The sequence below is a fragment of the Streptomyces sp. NPDC052020 genome (assembly GCF_040680575.1).
In the GTDB taxonomy this organism is placed as follows: domain Bacteria; phylum Actinomycetota; class Actinomycetes; order Streptomycetales; family Streptomycetaceae; genus Streptomyces.
The window spans coordinates 33,662-50,191 of sequence record NZ_JBFAWY010000025.1; the positions used below are offsets into that span (position 1 = coordinate 33,662).

Sequence of the window (16,530 nt, forward strand, 5' to 3'; positions counted from 1 at the left end):
CGTTCAGAGCATTGAAGGGCGACATGCGAGCAGAAGAAAACCGTACCGAGAATGTCCTTGCGTTCCGTCGGGTGCGGGAGGCCACCGAGGCGGTGGCCGACCGCCGCGCGGCCCCGGATACCGGCTGTGAGGCGGAAGCTCCCCCCGCGATGGTCCTGACCGCCGAACGCGGGATCATCAACACCGGCACCGTCCACGGTGGCCAGCATGTCACCACCATCGAGCTTTCCGGCCACTCCGACGGAGGAGCCGACGATGACATCTGAGATTCCCCAGTCCGGCGACCTCGACGCTCTCGCAGCAGCCCTGGCCGGCCGGGAGATGGTGGTCGTAGCTCCACACGGCATCATCAACAACGGCCTGGTGACGGGCGGACAACGGCAACTGGTGCCCGCCTCCACGGAGAGCGGCACGGCCACGGGACCGATGCGGCAAGGCCCCGTACGGGCCAAGTACCTGAAGACGGCGAGACGGCGTTTCGCGCCGCCGCCTTGCTTCGAGGACGCGCTCGCCGCGCTCGACTCCGGTATCGCCGTGCTCCTCGGAGAGCCGGGGACCGGGCGTGAGACGCACGCCCTCAACCTGCTGGCTCACGGCATCGAGGAACCCGTGCTCGTCCAGGTGGACGGGGCCGTCAACCTCACCCGGTGGGGGCCGCGGGCCCAGGGCGTACACGGATACGTGGTGATGGAACCCCCGGACCCGTTCGCACTCCGCGCATGGGATCTGTCCCGCCTGGAGGCACCCTTGGCCGAGGCGGGGGCGCGTCTGGTCATCGTGCTGGCGGATGCCCCCGGACTGGCCGGCGCCTTGGAGGACCACCTGGGCATGCCGGTCGTGCGCCACCGGCCACCGGACCCGTGGAAGGTCTTCACCGCCCATCTCTCGGATGGCTGCTCCGACGAGGACGCGTGCGCCAGGTGGCTGCGGGTCCTGGAACCAGGCCGGCTCGATGAACTGTTGCCCGAGGGACTTCCGCCCCGCCACGCGGCACAGGCAGCGGAAGCCGTACTGCGGCTGGGCGTCGAGGGCGGAGCCTCCGGCGCCGAGGTCTTGCGCCACTTGGCCCAGGCAGAGGGCTCCGAAGCCGTCGCCCGGGCCCAGGCGGATCCCGCTCTCCTCGCCCACCTGCTCTCCATCAGCGTCTATGGAGGGCTGCATCACAGCGTCGTGACGGAGCGGGCCGGGGACCTGCTGCGACTGGTGGAGACGGGCGGGGAGCAGAAACCCGTCGTGCGGCGTCCGCACGGTCACTCGGTCGGCGATGCCCGTGAGCGGCCGTTGTCCGAGACCTTGCGGCTCCTCGGTGCGCACCGTGTGCAGCGCTCAGGTGAGGGGGCCACGGACACGGTGTCCTTTTTCTGGCCCGCCGTGAGCGAGGCCGTGTGGGAGGTCCTGTGCCGTGATCACACGCATCTCCTGCCCTTGCTGCACACCTGGCTCGCCGGTCCCGGCCATGAAGCGGACCAGATCGAACGGGCCGGCCGGGCGGTCGCCGCCATGGCGGTGGCGTCAGGTGGACGGTCCATGGAACACCTGCGCGACCTGGCGTCGGCCTCGTCGTTCCCGGCCCCCGAGGTGGCCGCGTGGTGCCTGGGAACGGCCGTTCAGGACCCGGCAGCGGCACGGACAGCGACCGGCCTGCTCGAACAGTGGAGTGCCACGACGGAGGCGCGGCTGCGCAAGGCAGTGGCATACGCCTGCCACTCGGACCGCGGTCGGCTCACTGAAGAGCAAGCCCTGAGGTTGCTGCAATGTCTCATGGAGACACTGGATGACGACGAGGACAACCTGTCCGTCGTCGCCGTCACCGCGGCAGCGCTGGTGCAGCGCTTCGAAACCGGCGACTCCAGAGCCAGGACAACCCTCCTGTGCCGGATGTGCGACTGGACGGAGTCCGACGGCGTCCCCAGCCTGCTGACGGCCCTCACCTTTCCCATGATGGCGAGCACGGACCTCGCCTGGTGGAGCGACCGGATCCTCACCGACGCCGAGGTGGCATCGAGGACGGTGCGGCTGGCAGGACATGCCCTGAACGAGTCGGCCACCTTCTTGGCCATGCGGGATGCCCTCCTCGCCTGGTGCTCGGAGGCGGACGGCGCGGAGCACCAGGCTCGGGCCCTGAGCGAGCTACTCGACGGCTTGGTGGCCGCTCGGCAGCCCGGATTCCTTCGCTGGCTCCTGGCCGTCGACAGGGGCCCGGACACGATGCCCGGCAAGGAGCCGGCGGCGCGAGCGCTGGCTGTGTGGCGCAGCGAAACCCCGGCCCCGAACACCGTCGAGCAGGAGGACCGATGACACTTCCCCCTCACTCCGGCATCTTCGCGGCCGTCGAGCGTCAGTTCGCCGGCAGCGATCCGACGCCTCCGTTACGCCTCTTCGACGGGTCGGAAGAAGCCGGCGTTCCTCTGGCCCTGGTACGGGCCCGCCAATTGCTGTACGACCGTTCCGTGTGCCCCGCGGCACGTGCGGCTCTGTGGCGACAGATCGCGGAGCGCGTCCACTTCGACACCGATGGGTCCCACTGGCCGACGGCGGTCGTGTGGTTGGGGCTCCCGGGACTTCGCGGTACCGCTTTCAAGATCACTCGGCGTTTCCGCGCCGAACGAGGAGACGTCGAGGCCGAACTCGTCACCTGCTACCTCGAAGCGCTGGCGGAGCTCGGCGCTCATGACCCCGACCCCGGCGGTGGGGTGTTGCGCTCAGCCTGTTCGCGGGCGTGGAAGGTATGGAGCAAGCCTCGCCTTGAGAAGGCCGTGGACGACGTGGACAGCGTCGGCGGTGCCCCCATCGAAACGGACACGGAAGGTTACTGGCAGGCAGACTACGACCCCATCCCGCGCCGTCCCGGGCTCTCCGCCACGGTACGGATCATGGTTCCCGCTCACCGAGTCGAAGGGGTACGGCTCGGCGCGCTGGCGCGGACCTGGGGCGTGGCCGACACGGCCACGAGCGTCGGTTACTCGGGCCGGGGCCGCCAGGTCGCCAAGATCTCCCTGCGGCGCGTAGGGAGGAGCGGATGACCGACCGCGTCGAGACACCCCTCACCTTCCGCGAGATCTTCAACCTTCCGGTCAGTGTCGATCTGCGAACGGCGGCCAGGGCGTTCGGCATGTGCCTGGGCACCGCCTACCGGCTGGTGGCCCAGGGAACCTTCCCTTGCCCCACGGTCCGGGTCGGCTGGCGCCACCGGGTGCTGACCGTGGACCTCCTGCGTGCGCTGGGCATCGAGGAGCGCCCGGTCTTCGCCGACGAGGTCGCCGACGGAGTGGCACTCACTCTCTTCGACTGACTTCCACCCGTGAAGGAGCTTCCATGCCCACCTGCCTTGCCATCTGCGGGACGACGACCATCACCGGCCCTGCCGGTCAACGCCTTCCGGAGGAGCGGAACCGGTCCACCGTCCTCTATGAGGACATCGTCCGCCCCGTATGTGAACAGCTCGGTCTCACCTTCCTGCGAGCCGACAGGCTCACAGAGGCCGGCTTGCCCATGGACCACCTGCTGCGCATGGTCACCGAAGTGGACGTCGTCGTCGCCGACCTCAGCGGAACCGACGCGGAGTTCTCCTTCGGGCTCGGAATGCGGCATGCCCTCGGCCGGTGCACCGTCCATGTCACGGAGGGAACCGACCGGTTTCCGGGCCCCGGAACGACGACGCCCCGGATCCCGTTCCCCTCACACACCGCCGACACCGTCACCGCCCGGCAACAACTCACGAATGCGCTGGCGGAGACGGTGCGCCGGGACAGTGCCCCGTCTCTGCCCATGGATTCGATCCCCCGGCCCAGCGTGGAGTCCGCCGCCGAGGAGGACGAGGACGCCCCCGGTCTGTTCGATCTGGTCGTCGAAGCAGAGGCGCAGCTGGAAGCCATCTCCGGTGACATGGCCGATGTCGAGTCCGCCATGACCGACCTGGGGGAGATGATGGCGCTGATCGGCGAGGACATGACCCGGGTCAGCCACCCCGGGGCTTCGATGAGCACGAAGATGGCCGTGGTCAACCGCATGGCCAAAGCCATCGACGGGCCGGCCGACGACTTGGCGGCAGCGGCCGAACGCTTCGCGGAGCGCATGGGGGCCAGCATCGTCGCGTTCCGGGCGTTCCTGGAGTGGGCGGGCAGCACGCCGCGCAGCGAGTGGCCGGAGGGCGCGGACGGGGTGCTGGAGCAGGTTGCCATGGCTCCCTGGGAGGTACAGGCCGCGGCGGGCTCCTTCCAGGAGGTGATGGCCATGATCAACCTGTTCGGTGCCTCCAGCCGTCAGCTACGCCGTCCCGCCCGGCGGATCAGCACGTCCCTCCAGACCATCTTCCAGAGCGTTTCCGTGCTGGAAGAACTGCGGGGCCTGGCTGTGGCACTGAAGGTGTCCTGAACCGTCAGGGGCCGGGCCCTTGGGGGGCTCCAGGAGGCACTCCTGGAGCCCCCCGCTGCTTCTCCGCCTCCGGCTGCCCCAGCGTGCGGTCAGGTCTGGCCGGGACGGAGGACGATGCTGTCCTCGTCGGCGTGCAGGACATCTCCGGAGCGCAAGATGACGGGGACGTCGATGGCTCCGGTCGGCGTCCTTGGCGCTCTTGCGGGGGATGGTGCCCAGCGTCTTGGTGCCGAGCCGAAGACCGGACAGGGTCAGGTTGTCGCGGACGGCGCTGTGCAGGACCAGGCCGGCCTGGCCGTTGTCCTTGGCGCGCCGGCGATGAGGTCGTCGACGAGGGTGGTGTGTGTCACCACGCGCGTCGACGCCAAGCACTCTTGGCCGACTGCCTCGACGGCCGACTGCCGGGCCGGATCACCGGGAATGCCCTGCCGCCGTTACGGCCTCATGTCCCTCAGCGTGGCGGGACTGTGAGATCGAGAGTCCGTTGCGCGTTGTCGACCAACTGGTCGTACGTGATCACAGTTACCCGGGAGTGGATCGAGTTGTATGTGCGTATTGTCTCGTTCACCTCCTTCGCGGTTGCCTTGGTGGTCACGAATTTATTGTGACCGATCACAACGGTCATCGAGGCCCTTCGGCAGTCGACTCCCAGGCTTGCAAGGATCTGGGCTCGATTCTCATCGAGCTCGCGCAGATAGTTTGCTGCTTGGCATACAGCCTCGTGAACTTTGGGGCCTGGGATCATATGGCTGCGATGTGCGATCACGAGTTTCTCGATGGTGGCACGCTTCAGTTCGACGCCGTGCAGGCTGCCGTCGGGCCGGAGCAGCGCCAGATCGAGTTCATCTCGCTGGGTCAGATTTCTGCGAGCCGTGCCCGGGAGGAATTCCCCTCCGAAGATCCATGTCATGCGCTGGATCAACTTCTGCAAATCGCCTTCCTGGCTCTTATGATCTTCAACCGCCGCCCTCAGGTCGTCTAGATCTCTCTGCCTGCGAGCTCTCTGCAGGGCGGAAGCGAGAAACTGGACCTCGTCCATCTCCCCCAGGGATGCGGCGGCTTCCGGACTGCGTTCCAGAGCGGTCATCAATCCACGGATCAGTACATCCGCAGGTTGATTGCTCAACACATGCAGTCGGATGCTTGTCCTGGGCGCGCCCTCGAACGTTGCCTTGCAACACGTGTCAGGCGGCATGCCACTCAGTTGGCGCAGTCGAAAGATCGGCTTTCGGATTCTATGGATTATGTCGGTGGCGTATGGAAGTGACCGTTCCCCGATCACCATCCAGTCTTCTATCGGATTCTTTTCATCGATAGCGAATTCTCCGATGTAGAGACACTCGGACTTGTGAAACATGAATACTCGCAGCGGTACTCCACACCGCTGGTGGGTCAGGGCCGCCAAGTTTTCCAACGATGGATGGTTCCAGTGCTGTCCGTGTCCAGGGGCTCTCAGGATGGAGCCGTCCCACTGGAGTCCGAAGTCACCCTGCTCGCCGGGCTTCAGAAACAAGAAAACATTCGGCGTCTTTCCGCTGGAGGAGACCGAGACCAGCGGGTTCCCGCCGTACACCTCGTGTAGTTCCGCTCGCTTCACGATGGAGCCCGGCGGTATGTTCCATCTGGCCGGCCATTCCGTCGGCGACTGCGCCTCCTCGGCGAGACGTGCCAGATCCAGCCATTGTCGATCGGTGAGACCGACGGAAGTGAGGTCGATGTCCGGCTCCTTGGCCCGCGCGCGCTGCGCAACATGACCGAGGTCGGCCCTCCCCAACGAATCGACCGAGACCGGGGCGGACAGCATGAGACGTCCGAAGCGGACGGTTGCCCTGACGGGAGCTTGCTCCGTGGCGGCGTTGTCTTTCTTCCTGCGGGTGCGCAACTTCCACAAGTTAATTTCGGTGGTCGTCAGTTCAGCGGTACTCACGACTTCCCCGATGGCAACCAGGCCGCCTCCCCTCCCGCCGCGCCACAGCAGGACGCGATCCCCCGTGTCGGCCTCGCGGGGTGCAGTGACGCGGAAGGTCGGATCCCAGCTCTCCAAGTTTTGCGCGGAGTCGTATGCGGAGGACTTGTGCCCCGCTTTCATCACCCAGTACTTCATATTCCCCTCCGACGTACTCCTGCCGGTCCCGCATCAGCATGCCGGATGACACTGACAAGGGGGGCCACCGACAGTGGCCTCGGGATGACTGCTACGGGGCGGCCGAAGCGAAGCCGGGAACTGCCGTGGCGTCTACGGACAGCTCACCAGCGACCGGATGGAGCCCGGTACCGATGCCCAGGTCCAGAGGAGGTGCAGGCCCTGCAGCAGTTCGTGAATCAGTCGCCATGGGACCGCTGCCGTGCGGCGGCGGTTCGCCGAGCGCCTGTCCGCGGTGATCCGCCCCGAGGTGTGCGTGATCGACGATGTGTCGTTCCCCAAATGCGGAACCGCGTCGGTCGGGGCGGCCCGCCAGTTGCGGGTCGCTCGGGAAACGGGCGAACTGCCAGGTCGCGGTCAGTGACCATGCCGCCGCCGACGCCGCCTCGTGCCCGCTGCAGTGGCAGTTGATCTGCCTCGGGAATGGACGGACGAGCCGGACCGCTGCCGCGGAGCCGGAGTCCCGGACGGCACCGGTCACCAGGAGAAAATGACGTCTCGCGCGCGGCCTGCTCGACACGCTCGCCGACTGGCGGCTGAAGGCACCGGTCGTGGTCGCCGACGCCGGATACGGGGTCAATATCCCCTTCCGGACCGGCTTGGGAGAGCGGGAGCTGCCTTATGTCCTCCCGCTGACGGGCAAAGAGGTTGCTCAAGCCCGAGACGGGTTGGCACGTCCGATATGGGTGTGTGGGACTGTCCCCCTACTCACCTCGGCTCTCGCTCTGATCGCTTTCAGATGGGATGTCATCCGGTCTTGGTCAGTCGATGCCCGGATCATCGGCCTCTTCGAGGAGACGGGCCGCGAGGTCGTCGGCCCACTCCGCCGCCCAGGAGCGGAGAGCGGTGATGGCGGCGTCACCGAGCCCATAGGCGGCGAAGGCTTCGTCATCGGTCCACTCGGCGCCTGTGAGGTTCGCCTGCAGTTCCTCGCGCTCGAAGCGGCCGCGGGCGTGGCGGCGGCCGAACTCCTCGAGCTCGGCATTGGTCCAGCGCCGGGAGGCCGCGAACACGTCGATCAGGTCGCGGGGCGCTCCGCGGTCGGCGAGGGCGCGGACCTTGGTCCCGATCACGTCCTCCTCCGCGAGGACGGGCCCGTACGGGCTCTGGGCGACCGGCCGCCAGAGGATCTCCTTGAGGATGTCGACTTCGCATTCCTGCCCAGTGGCCGGGTCGCACACGGTGAAGCGGGCGGACAGCGGGGCGGTCAGCACATGCATCTTCCAGCCGCGGGCTTCCAGGTCGGCGCGGAGCGTGGCGGCGATGTCGGCCATGGGAGCCGGGTTCTCGGTGGCGACGTCGAGGTCCTGGCTGGGGCGGTGCACGAGACGGTGTGCCCGCACGGCGTATCCACCGGTGAGGACCAGTGGATACGGGGAACCGAGCGCGATCACATCCGCCAGGGCCGCGTATGCAGCTCCGGCATGTCCGTCATGTGGCTGCTCGGGTGCGGGAGGCGAGCTGGGGGAAGGCGTCTTCCCATACGGCGCGCACGCTGCGACCGACGAGGGTGCGCAGCACCGGCCACAGCGGGATGAGCAGGTCCTGGTTGAGGTAGCGGGGCAGGTCGTCGTGCAGTCCCTCGTGGAGGACGGTGCGGTACAGGCCCATACGCCAGCGCGGCTTGTCCAGGTCGTATGAGGACATCCCGGACCAGGCCAGGTGCAGCGGCAGAGCCACGACACCGTGGGCCGACCCGTGCAGCTCGTCCAGCGACTGCGGCAGACGGCGGCGGAACTTCTCCCGGTACAGCGCGAGGTCCTCGGCGTCCGCGCCCGAGACGTCCCTCGGAGTGGGTGCGGAGTACTGCGGGCTGAAGGACACGTCTCCATTGTGGCGGCCGGAAGCCTTCGCTCGCGGCCGGAAGGCCCAGAAAAGTCCCAGAGACCGCCACCGCAACCCCCTCTCGCCTGGCAGTGATGCAGGCCAGGAGGGGGTCGAGGGTGGTTTTCGCAGAGCTTTCAGATATCCCGGAACGTCTCGATCTGCGCCCCGATCGAGTTCAGGCGTTCCGCCAGGTCCTCGTAGCCGCGGTTGATGACGTACACGTTGCGCAGGACGGACGTGCCCTCGGCCGCCATCATCGCCAGCAGGACGACCACGGCGGGGCGCAGGGCGGGCGGGCACATCATCTCGGCGGCGCGCCAGCGGGTCGGGCCCTCGACCAGGACCCGGTGCGGGTCCAGGAGCTGGAGCCGGCCGCCGAGGCGGTTGAGGTCGGTCAGGTAGATGGCCCGGTTGTCGTAGACCCAGTCGTGGATGAGGGTCTTGCCCTGGGCGACCGCCGCGATCGCCGCGAAGAACGGGACGTTGTCGATGTTCAGGCCGGGGAACGGCATCGGGTGGATCTTGTCGATCGGCGCCTCCAGCTTGGAGGGCCGGACGGTGAGGTCCACCAGCCGGGTGCGGCCGTTGTCGGCGACGTACTCGGGTGTGCGGTCGTGGTCGAGGCCCATCTCCTCCAGGACCGCCAGCTCGATCTCCAGGAACTCGATCGGCACCCGGCGCACCGTCAGCTCCGACTCGGTGACCACGGCGGCGGCCAGCAGGCTCATCGCCTCGACCGGGTCCTCGGAGGGGGAGTAGTCCACGTCGACGTCGATGTCCGGCACGCCGTGCACGGTGAGGGTGGTGGTGCCGATGCCCTCGACCTTGACGCCGAGCGCCTCCAGGAAGAAGCACAGGTCCTGGACCATGTAGTTGGAGGAGGCGTTGCGGATGACGGTGACGCCGTCGTGGCGGGCGGCGGCCAGCAGCGCGTTCTCGGTGACCGTGTCCCCGCGCTCGGTCAGCACGATCGGGCGGTCGGGGCTGACCGAGCGGTCGACGACCGCGTGGTACTGGCCCTCGGTCGCGGCGATGTCCAGGCCGAAGCGGCGCAGCGCGATCATGTGCGGCTCGATGGTCCGGGTGCCGAGGTCGCAGCCGCCGGCGTAGGGCAGCTTGAAGCGGTCCATGCGGTGCAGGAGCGGGCCGAAGAACATGATGATGGACCGGGTGCGCACCGCGGCGTCGGCGTCGATGGCCGCCATGTCCAGCTCGCTGGGCGGCACGATCTCCAGGTCGACACCGCCGTTGATCCAGCGGGTGCGCACGCCGATGGAGTTCAGCACCTCCAGGAGGCGGTACACCTCCTCGATGCGGGCCACCCGGCGCAGTACCGTGCGCCCCTTGTTGAGCAGCGAGGCGCACAGCAGGGCCACACACGCGTTCTTGCTCGTCTTCACATCGATGGCGCCGGACAGCCGGCGGCCGCCGACCACCCGCAGGTGCATCGGGCCCGCGTAGCCCAGGGAGACGATTTCGCTGTCCAGTGCTTCACCGATGCGAGCGATCATCTCAAGGCTGATGTTCTGGTTGCCGCGCTCGATGCGGTTCACGGCGCTCTGGCTGGTACCGAGCGCCTCGGCGAGCTGTGACTGGGTCCAGCCTCGGTGCTGCCGGGCGTCACGGATGAGCTTGCCGATGCGTACGAGGTAGTCGTCTGCCATGAGGTTGAGGCTATCTCAGATATGAGATGGCGCCTCTTGGGGGGTCTGTTTGGGTGACGTCTTGTCAATCACGCCTGGTAGAGCGGGTGCGGCGCCACCCGAAAGGTCCGGGCAAATCCATCGATGTCGTACGACGTCCGGTGCTGCTGCGCGTATACCGGGGGCCGCGCTCGCCGCCGGTGGTGAGCGACCAGGAGCGCTTGTTGAGGTTGAGCCGTACCCCGGGCAGGATCCGGAAACTCTTGCGGAATGTGAGGGGCATCGCGCCTCCTTCGGAAGGTCTCGGGGGTGCGCCGGGCCGATCCCGACTCCACTCGGATACCCCGGCCGCGCGCGCTGATGGGTGCTGGCCGGTATGGCCTGTGCGCGGCCGGGCTCAACCGCCGTCCGGCGGGGGGGAGTCGGCGAGGGGGCGGCCGACGATCCGCTGGAGGTCGGCGACGTAGGTGTCGAAGGCCCGGCGGCCCTGGGGGCTGAGTTTCAGCCAGGTGCGGGGGCGCTTGCCGACGTAACCCTTGCGGATCTCGACGTATCCCGCGTTCTCCAGGGCCGCGGCGTGTTTCGACAGGACCGAGTCGCTGATCTCGAGGCTGTCCCGGACGAAGGCGAACTCCGCCTCGCTCGCCGCGGCGAGCAGGGAGACGATCTGCAACCGCACGGGCGCGTGGATCACCGGGTCCAGGTTCATCGGGCCACCTTCCCTGTCGAGTGGGCCAGTACCTGATTCTCGGCCCAGCGGGTGGTGGCCGCCGTGTAGGCGGCGGCGACGAGGCCCGCGAGAACCTTCCGCCAGAGCGCCGAGCCGGTGAGGGTGCCGGTGATCACCGCGGTGAGTCCCCAGACGGCGAGGATCGACGCCATCCACAGGGCCATCCGGATTCCGGCGCTCACCGTCCAGGTGTGAAGCCGCCATCTCACGCGCGCCCGGGCGGCGAGCGCCGCGGTGAGGGCGCCGAGGCCGGCGACCTCCGCCAGGGAGAGCGCGATCCGCGCGGTGCCGTCCAGCTCGACGGCGATCACGGCGGTGGTGACCAGGGCGACCGTCCCCGGCAGGTACCACGACGGAAGGCGCTGGTCGGCGTAGGCCTTCTGCTGGACCCGCTCGATCTCGGCGAGCGTCCGGGCCGCGTCCGGGGTGTTGTCCATGGGGTGCGTGCCTCCTGGTCTCGGACCTTGGTTGCCGTGTTGGAAAGTACTTTCTCCTTTCCGTCATGGCAAGTACTTTCTCCGGGGTGCACGAGCGGGGGGCTCGCCTGGACGGACTGAGCTCGGGGTTCCCGGGCGGGCGAGCTCGGGGTGCGGGGCGGGGTGGTCGGGCAAATCGTTCGGCATACGACTGGGGACGAACTAACGTCCGCCCCATGACAGCTTCCGATCTTCCTCCGCGTCTCGGCGGTCTGACCTTCCATGGACCGCTCTCCGAAGACCGCGCCGGGCGCATCGTCGCGCGGCTCGCCGACGTCTCGCCCGCCACCGTCCTCGACATCGGCTGCGGCTGGGGCGAACTGCTGCTCCGCGTTCTGGAGTCCGTCCCGGGAGCGACGGGTGTGGGCCTCGACGTCAACGCCGACGACCTGGCCCGGGGCAGGGCCCTCGCGATGGAGCGCGGACTCGCCGAGCGGGTGGAGTTCGCGGAGGAGTCGGCCCTCGCCACGCCGCGTGGCCCCGTGGACGCGGTGCTCTGCCTGGGGGCCGGCCAGGCGCTGTGCGACCCCGGGCGGCCGTACGATCCCGGGGTGGTCCTGCGTGAGCTGCGCCGCCTGGTACGCCCGGGCGGGCGGGTCGTCCTCGGCGAGGGCTTCTGGGAGCGCGTCCCGACGGACGCGGAACTCGCGGCGATGTGGCCCGGGGCGCACGCGGGCGACCACCTGGGGCTCGGACAGCTTGTCGACCTCGCCGTCGCGTCGGGCTTCCGGCCGGCCTGGATCGAGACGGCGAGCCGCGAGGAGTGGGAGGAGTTCGAGTCCGGCTACCGCCATGACACGGAGCTCTGGCTCGCCGCTCACCCGGATCACCCCCTGGCCGCCGAGGCCCGCGCACGAGTCGACCGCCAGCGGGCGTCCTGGGTCAACGGCTACCGCGACATCCTCGGCATCGCGTATCTGACTCTCGTGCCGGTCGCCGGCTCCTGAACGCCGCCGGAGCCTGGTGGCGGGGCGGCGGCCTCCCTCGCCGACCGCGCCCCGGCATGACCAGCGCGCCCCCATGTACTAGAGTTATCTCGACATCGAGATATCTGCCGAGGCGCACCGCAGCCGCCACCCAGGTAAGGGTGACCTAACTTAGCCTTACCTTAGCGGATCGGCCAGGGCCGCGTGGCGGCAGGATGCGGTGGTACGCGTACATAAATGAAGGAGACTGTCGTGTCGGCGAACAGCTTCGACGCCCGCAGCACGCTGCAGGTGGGCGACGAGTCGTACGAGATCTTCCGGCTGGACAAGGTGGAGGGCTCGGCCCGGCTGCCCTACAGCCTCAAGGTCCTGCTGGAGAACCTGCTCCGCACCGAGGACGGCGCGAACATCACCGCCGACCACATCCGCGCTCTCGGCACCTGGGACTCCCAGGCCCAGCCGTCGCAGGAGATCCAGTTCACGCCGGCCCGCGTGATCATGCAGGACTTCACCGGCGTTCCCTGTGTCGTCGACCTCGCCACCATGCGCGAGGCCGTGAAGGAGCTCGGCGGCGACCCGGCCAAGATCAACCCGCTGGCCCCGGCCGAGCTGGTCATCGACCACTCCGTCATCGCCGACAAGTTCGGCACCAACGACGCCTTCAAGCAGAACGTCGACCTGGAGTACGGCCGCAACAAGGAGCGCTACCAGTTCCTGCGCTGGGGCCAGACCGCCTTCGACGAGTTCAAGGTCGTCCCGCCCGGCACCGGCATCGTCCACCAGGTGAACATCGAGCACCTGGCCCGTGTCGTCATGGTCCGCGACGGCAAGGCGTACCCCGACACCCTGGTCGGCACCGACTCGCACACCACCATGGTCAACGGCCTCGGTGTGCTGGGCTGGGGCGTCGGCGGCATCGAGGCCGAGGCCGCGATGCTCGGCCAGCCGGTCTCCATGCTCATCCCGCGCGTCGTCGGCTTCAAGCTGACCGGTGAGCTCCAGCCGGGCACCACCGCCACCGACCTGGTGCTGACCATCACCGAGATGCTCCGCAAGCACGGCGTCGTCGGCAAGTTCGTCGAGTTCTACGGCGAGGGCGTGGCCGCCACCAGCCTCGCCAACCGCGCCACCATCGGCAACATGTCGCCCGAGTTCGGCTCCACCGCCGCGATCTTCCCGATCGACGACGAGACCCTGAACTACCTGCGCCTGACCGGCCGCTCCGAGCAGCAGGTCGCGCTCGTCGAGGCGTACGCCAAGGAGCAGGGCCTGTGGCTGGACCCGGCCGCCGAGCCGGACTTCTCCGAGAAGCTGGAGCTCGACCTGTCCACGGTCGTCCCCTCCATCGCCGGTCCCAAGCGCCCGCAGGACCGCATCGAGCTGTCCCGCGCCGCCGAGCAGTTCAACGCCGACGTGCTGAACTACGTCGAGGCCGGTGTCACCGGCGGCGACGACCGCAAGGCGGGCGTCCCGCAGCAGGAGCGGCCGCACGGTGTCGCCTCCCCGGTCGACGAGGCGTCCGCGGAGTCCTTCCCGGCCTCCGACGCCCCGGCCTACGGCAGCGACGACAACGGCGCCGGTGCCCCGCAGCACTCGGCCGTCGTCCCCGGTCCCGGCCCGTCCAACCCGGTGCGCGTCACCGCCCCCGACGGCACCTCCTACGAGCTGGACCACGGTGCGGTGACGGTCGCGGCCATCACCTCCTGCACCAACACCTCCAACCCGTACGTCATGGTCGCCGCCGCCCTGGTGGCCAAGAAGGCGGTCGAGAAGGGCCTGACCCGCAAGCCGTGGGTCAAGACCACCCTCGCCCCGGGCTCCAAGGTCGTCACCGACTACTTCGAGAAGGCGGGCCTGACCCCGTACCTGGACAAGGTCGGCTTCAACCTCGTCGGCTACGGCTGCACCACCTGCATCGGCAACTCCGGCCCGCTGCCGGAGGAGGTCTCCAAGGCCGTCAACGACCACGATCTCGCCGTCACCTCGGTCCTGTCCGGCAACCGGAACTTCGAGGGCCGCATCAACCCCGACGTCAAGATGAACTACCTGGCGTCCCCGCCGCTGGTCGTCGCCTACGCGCTCGCCGGCTCGATGAAGGTGGACATCACCAAGGACGCCCTGGGCACCGACCAGGACGGAAACCCGGTCTACCTGAAGGACATCTGGCCCACCGAGGCCGAGGTGAACGACGTCGTCGCCAACGCCATCGGCGAGGACATGTTCGCCAAGTCCTACAGCGACGTCTTCGCGGGCGACGCCCAGTGGCAGGCGCTGCCCATCCCGACCGGCGACACCTTCGAGTGGGACGCCGAGTCCACCTACGTCCGCAAGCCCCCGTACTTCGAGGGCATGACGATGGAGACCACCCCGGTCTCGGACATCACCGGCGCCCGCGTGCTGGCCAAGCTGGGCGACTCGGTCACCACCGACCACATCTCCCCGGCCGGCGCCATCAAGGCCGACACCCCGGCCGGCAAGTACCTCACGGAGCACGGCGTCGAGCGCCGCGACTTCAACAGCTACGGCTCGCGCCGCGGCAACCACGAGGTCATGATCCGCGGTACGTTCGCCAACATCCGCCTGCGCAACCAGATCGCGCCGGGCACCGAGGGCGGCTACACGCGTGACTTCACGCAGGAGGGCGGACCGGTCTCCTTCATCTACGACGCCTCGCAGAACTACCAGGCCGCCGGCGTCCCGCTGGTCGTCCTGGCCGGCAAGGAGTACGGCTCCGGCTCGTCCCGCGACTGGGCGGCCAAGGGCACCGCGCTCCTCGGCGTCAAGGCCGTCATCGCCGAGTCCTACGAGCGCATCCACCGCTCGAACCTCATCGGCATGGGCGTGCTGCCGCTCCAGTTCCCCGAGGGCCGGTCCGCCGAGTCCCTCGGTCTGACCGGCGAGGAGACCTTCTCCATCACCGGCGTCACCGAGCTCAACGAGGGCACCACCCCGCGCACGGTGAAGGTCACCACCGACACCGGCGTCGAGTTCGACGCGGTCGTCCGCATCGACACCCCCGGCGAGGCGGACTACTACCGCAACGGCGGCATCATGCAGTACGTGCTGCGCAGCCTGATCCGCAAGTAAGCGGCGAGGCGAGGCGCTTCAGGGCCGCATCCCCGGCGACGGGGGTGCGGCCCGCGCGCGTGCGCGTGCCCCGGCGCGGACAGCCGAACGGGCCGCCCCCCACTGGGGAGCGGCCCGTCGCGATGCCTTGCGCGAGGCGAGGATCAGAACAGCAGGCGGTACGTGTTCCAGCCGCCGCTGCCGATCTTCACCCGGGACTTGAACGGAGCGGAAGCGCTGCCCGTGCCCTTGTACAGCCACAGGGCGCCGTTCTTGTCGCGGGCGACCAGGTCGGTCACGCCGTCGATGTCGATGTCACCGACGGAGATCACGTTGTTGTAGGTGTTCCAGCCGCCACCGACGCGGGTGCGGGACTGGAACGGGGCCTTGTAGTTGCCGGTGCCCTTGTAGAGCCACAGCACGCCCGAGCCGTCCTTGGCGACGATGTCGTCCTTGCCGTCGCCCGTCAGGTCGCCCTTGCCGGTGATGTGGGTGTACGTGTTCCACCCGCCGCCGACCTTGTAGCGCTGGGTCAGCTTGCCGTTGCCGTAGCCGAGGTACAGCCACAGCACGCCGGAGCCGTCCCGGGCGAGCAGGTCGTCGGCGCCCGCGCCGCCGAGGTTCCCGGCCGACGTCACGCGGTTGTAGATGTTCCAGCCGTTGCCGACGAGGATGCCCTCGGAGTCGAGCGGCAGGTAGGCGAGCTGGTTGCCGGCGGTGATCCAGGCGCCGTCGGCGAAGCCGTCGGCGTCCTGGTCCGCCTGCGTCGCCTGGCGGATGTCGTACCAGTCCTGGCCGACCGGGATGCGGGAGCCAAGGCCGCCCATGCCGGTGGGCGGGTAGCCCCACACATCGCCGTTGCCGTCCACGCCGTACAGCGGGTTGACCGGGGCGTCGCCGGGCTCGGCGCTCGCGGCGAACTTCGAGATGCCGGACGCCTTCGCCGGGACCTCGACGGACTTGAGCGAGGGGCCGGGGGCGTCGGCGGCGACCGCGTTCGATCCGGTCGCCACCAGAGCGGCGGTGAGCGCCGCAGCCGACACGCGGGCCAGGGCGCGACGCGTGTTCAGGCCGGAGCTTTTGGCCACGTAAGTCTCCAGAGTCATGAGGAAACGGACCATGCCGGGCCGTGGTCGGCCCGGCGCGATCCAGGGATACTCCGTGATCTTTACACGTGTCCTTTACGCATCAAACAGATTTACGAACGGTGTACGAAGCGGTACCAAAGCGGAACACAAGTGCAACGTGAGTCGTACAACCTTTTGGGTGACTCCCGTGTCGGCGGCGTTCGCTCAACGCGCCGCGGATCCGCCCGCGTTGGCGGGCCGGGCGCGAACCGCCCTCG

14 protein-coding genes and 2 pseudogenes are annotated in these 16,530 nt (G+C 68.7%); 8 read left to right on the forward strand and 8 right to left on the reverse strand.

Annotated elements, in window-relative coordinates:
* Positions 1–23 precede the first annotated feature (23 nt).
* Genes AB0L74_RS23970 through AB0L74_RS23990 form a run of 5 tightly spaced genes read left to right on the forward strand, consistent with a single transcriptional unit; the run spans position 24 to position 4,374 of the window.
* Entirely contained in the window at positions 24–266 is a 243-nt protein-coding gene (locus AB0L74_RS23970; protein ID WP_365655888.1) for an S-type pyocin domain-containing protein, read from the forward strand.
* Positions 256–2,298, forward strand: coding sequence for a hypothetical protein (locus AB0L74_RS23975; protein WP_365655891.1), 2,043 nt, complete (start codon positions 256–258; stop codon positions 2,296–2,298). Before AB0L74_RS23970 ends, AB0L74_RS23975 begins: the two co-directional genes overlap by 11 nt.
* Positions 2,295–3,023 (forward strand): hypothetical protein, encoded by a 729-nt coding sequence (locus tag AB0L74_RS23980; protein ID WP_365655894.1) that lies wholly within the window; start codon positions 2,295–2,297, stop codon positions 3,021–3,023. The genes AB0L74_RS23975 and AB0L74_RS23980 overlap by 4 nt, the downstream gene beginning before the upstream one ends.
* Positions 3,020–3,292 carry a DNA-binding protein gene (locus AB0L74_RS23985; RefSeq protein WP_365655897.1) on the forward strand — a complete coding sequence of 91 codons (273 nt, stop codon included), beginning with the start codon at positions 3,020–3,022 and terminating at the stop codon, positions 3,290–3,292. The genes AB0L74_RS23980 and AB0L74_RS23985 overlap by 4 nt, the downstream gene beginning before the upstream one ends.
* A 23-nt stretch (positions 3,293–3,315) precedes the next feature.
* Positions 3,316–4,374 carry a hypothetical protein gene (locus AB0L74_RS23990; protein ID WP_365655900.1) on the forward strand — a complete coding sequence of 353 codons (1,059 nt, stop codon included), beginning with the start codon at positions 3,316–3,318 and terminating at the stop codon, positions 4,372–4,374.
* A 451-nt stretch (positions 4,375–4,825) separates the two neighbouring features.
* On the opposite strand, the gene AB0L74_RS23995 is transcribed toward AB0L74_RS23990, so the two are convergent.
* Entirely contained in the window at positions 4,826–6,478 is a 1,653-nt protein-coding gene (locus tag AB0L74_RS23995) for a Shedu anti-phage system protein SduA domain-containing protein (RefSeq protein WP_365655904.1), read from the reverse strand.
* A gap of 289 nt (positions 6,479–6,767) precedes the next feature.
* Between AB0L74_RS23995 and AB0L74_RS24000 the strand changes: the two are divergent.
* Positions 6,768–7,116 (forward strand): annotated as a pseudogene (locus AB0L74_RS24000) (transposase); the annotation flags it as partial.
* 162 nt (positions 7,117–7,278) lie between these two features.
* Here the strand turns inward: AB0L74_RS24000 and AB0L74_RS24005 are convergent.
* From AB0L74_RS24005 to AB0L74_RS24030, 6 genes and pseudogenes are all read right to left on the reverse strand, one after another.
* A pseudogene (locus tag AB0L74_RS24005) lies at positions 7,279–7,952 on the reverse strand (nucleotidyl transferase AbiEii/AbiGii toxin family protein).
* Positions 7,949–8,341, reverse strand: coding sequence for a hypothetical protein (locus AB0L74_RS24010; protein ID WP_365655907.1), 393 nt, complete (start codon positions 8,339–8,341; stop codon positions 7,949–7,951). Before AB0L74_RS24010 ends, AB0L74_RS24005 begins: the two are co-directional and overlap by 4 nt.
* 137 nt (positions 8,342–8,478) lie before the next feature.
* Positions 8,479–10,008, reverse strand: a complete 1,530-nt coding sequence (locus AB0L74_RS24015; protein ID WP_365655910.1) for a UDP-N-acetylglucosamine 1-carboxyvinyltransferase — start codon at positions 10,006–10,008, stop codon at positions 8,479–8,481.
* 64 nt (positions 10,009–10,072) lie between these two features.
* On the reverse strand, positions 10,073–10,270 hold the full coding sequence (locus AB0L74_RS24020) for a DUF4236 domain-containing protein (RefSeq protein ID WP_029382481.1): 198 nt from the start codon (positions 10,268–10,270) through the stop codon (positions 10,073–10,075).
* Between the two features lie 114 nt (positions 10,271–10,384).
* Positions 10,385–10,696 (reverse strand): transcriptional regulator, encoded by a 312-nt coding sequence (locus tag AB0L74_RS24025; protein ID WP_365655915.1) that lies wholly within the window; start codon positions 10,694–10,696, stop codon positions 10,385–10,387.
* Positions 10,693–11,154 (reverse strand): hypothetical protein, encoded by a 462-nt coding sequence (locus AB0L74_RS24030; protein WP_365655918.1) that lies wholly within the window; start codon positions 11,152–11,154, stop codon positions 10,693–10,695. Before AB0L74_RS24030 ends, AB0L74_RS24025 begins: the two co-directional genes overlap by 4 nt.
* Positions 11,155–11,369: 215 nt before the next feature.
* On the opposite strand from AB0L74_RS24030, the gene AB0L74_RS24035 reads away from it, so the two are divergent.
* A complete protein-coding gene (locus AB0L74_RS24035) occupies positions 11,370–12,140 on the forward strand; it encodes a class I SAM-dependent methyltransferase (protein WP_365655921.1) in 771 nt (256 codons plus the stop codon).
* 231 nt (positions 12,141–12,371) lie between these two features.
* Entirely contained in the window at positions 12,372–15,206 is a 2,835-nt protein-coding gene (locus AB0L74_RS24040; RefSeq protein ID WP_365655924.1) for an aconitate hydratase, read from the forward strand.
* 143 nt (positions 15,207–15,349) lie between these two features.
* On the opposite strand, the gene AB0L74_RS24045 is transcribed toward AB0L74_RS24040, so the two are convergent.
* The gene (locus AB0L74_RS24045) at positions 15,350–16,291 is read right to left on the reverse strand and encodes a VCBS repeat-containing protein (RefSeq protein WP_365655926.1); all 942 of its coding nucleotides are present in this window, start codon (positions 16,289–16,291) and stop codon (positions 15,350–15,352) included.
* Between the last annotated feature and the right edge of the window lie 239 nt (positions 16,292–16,530).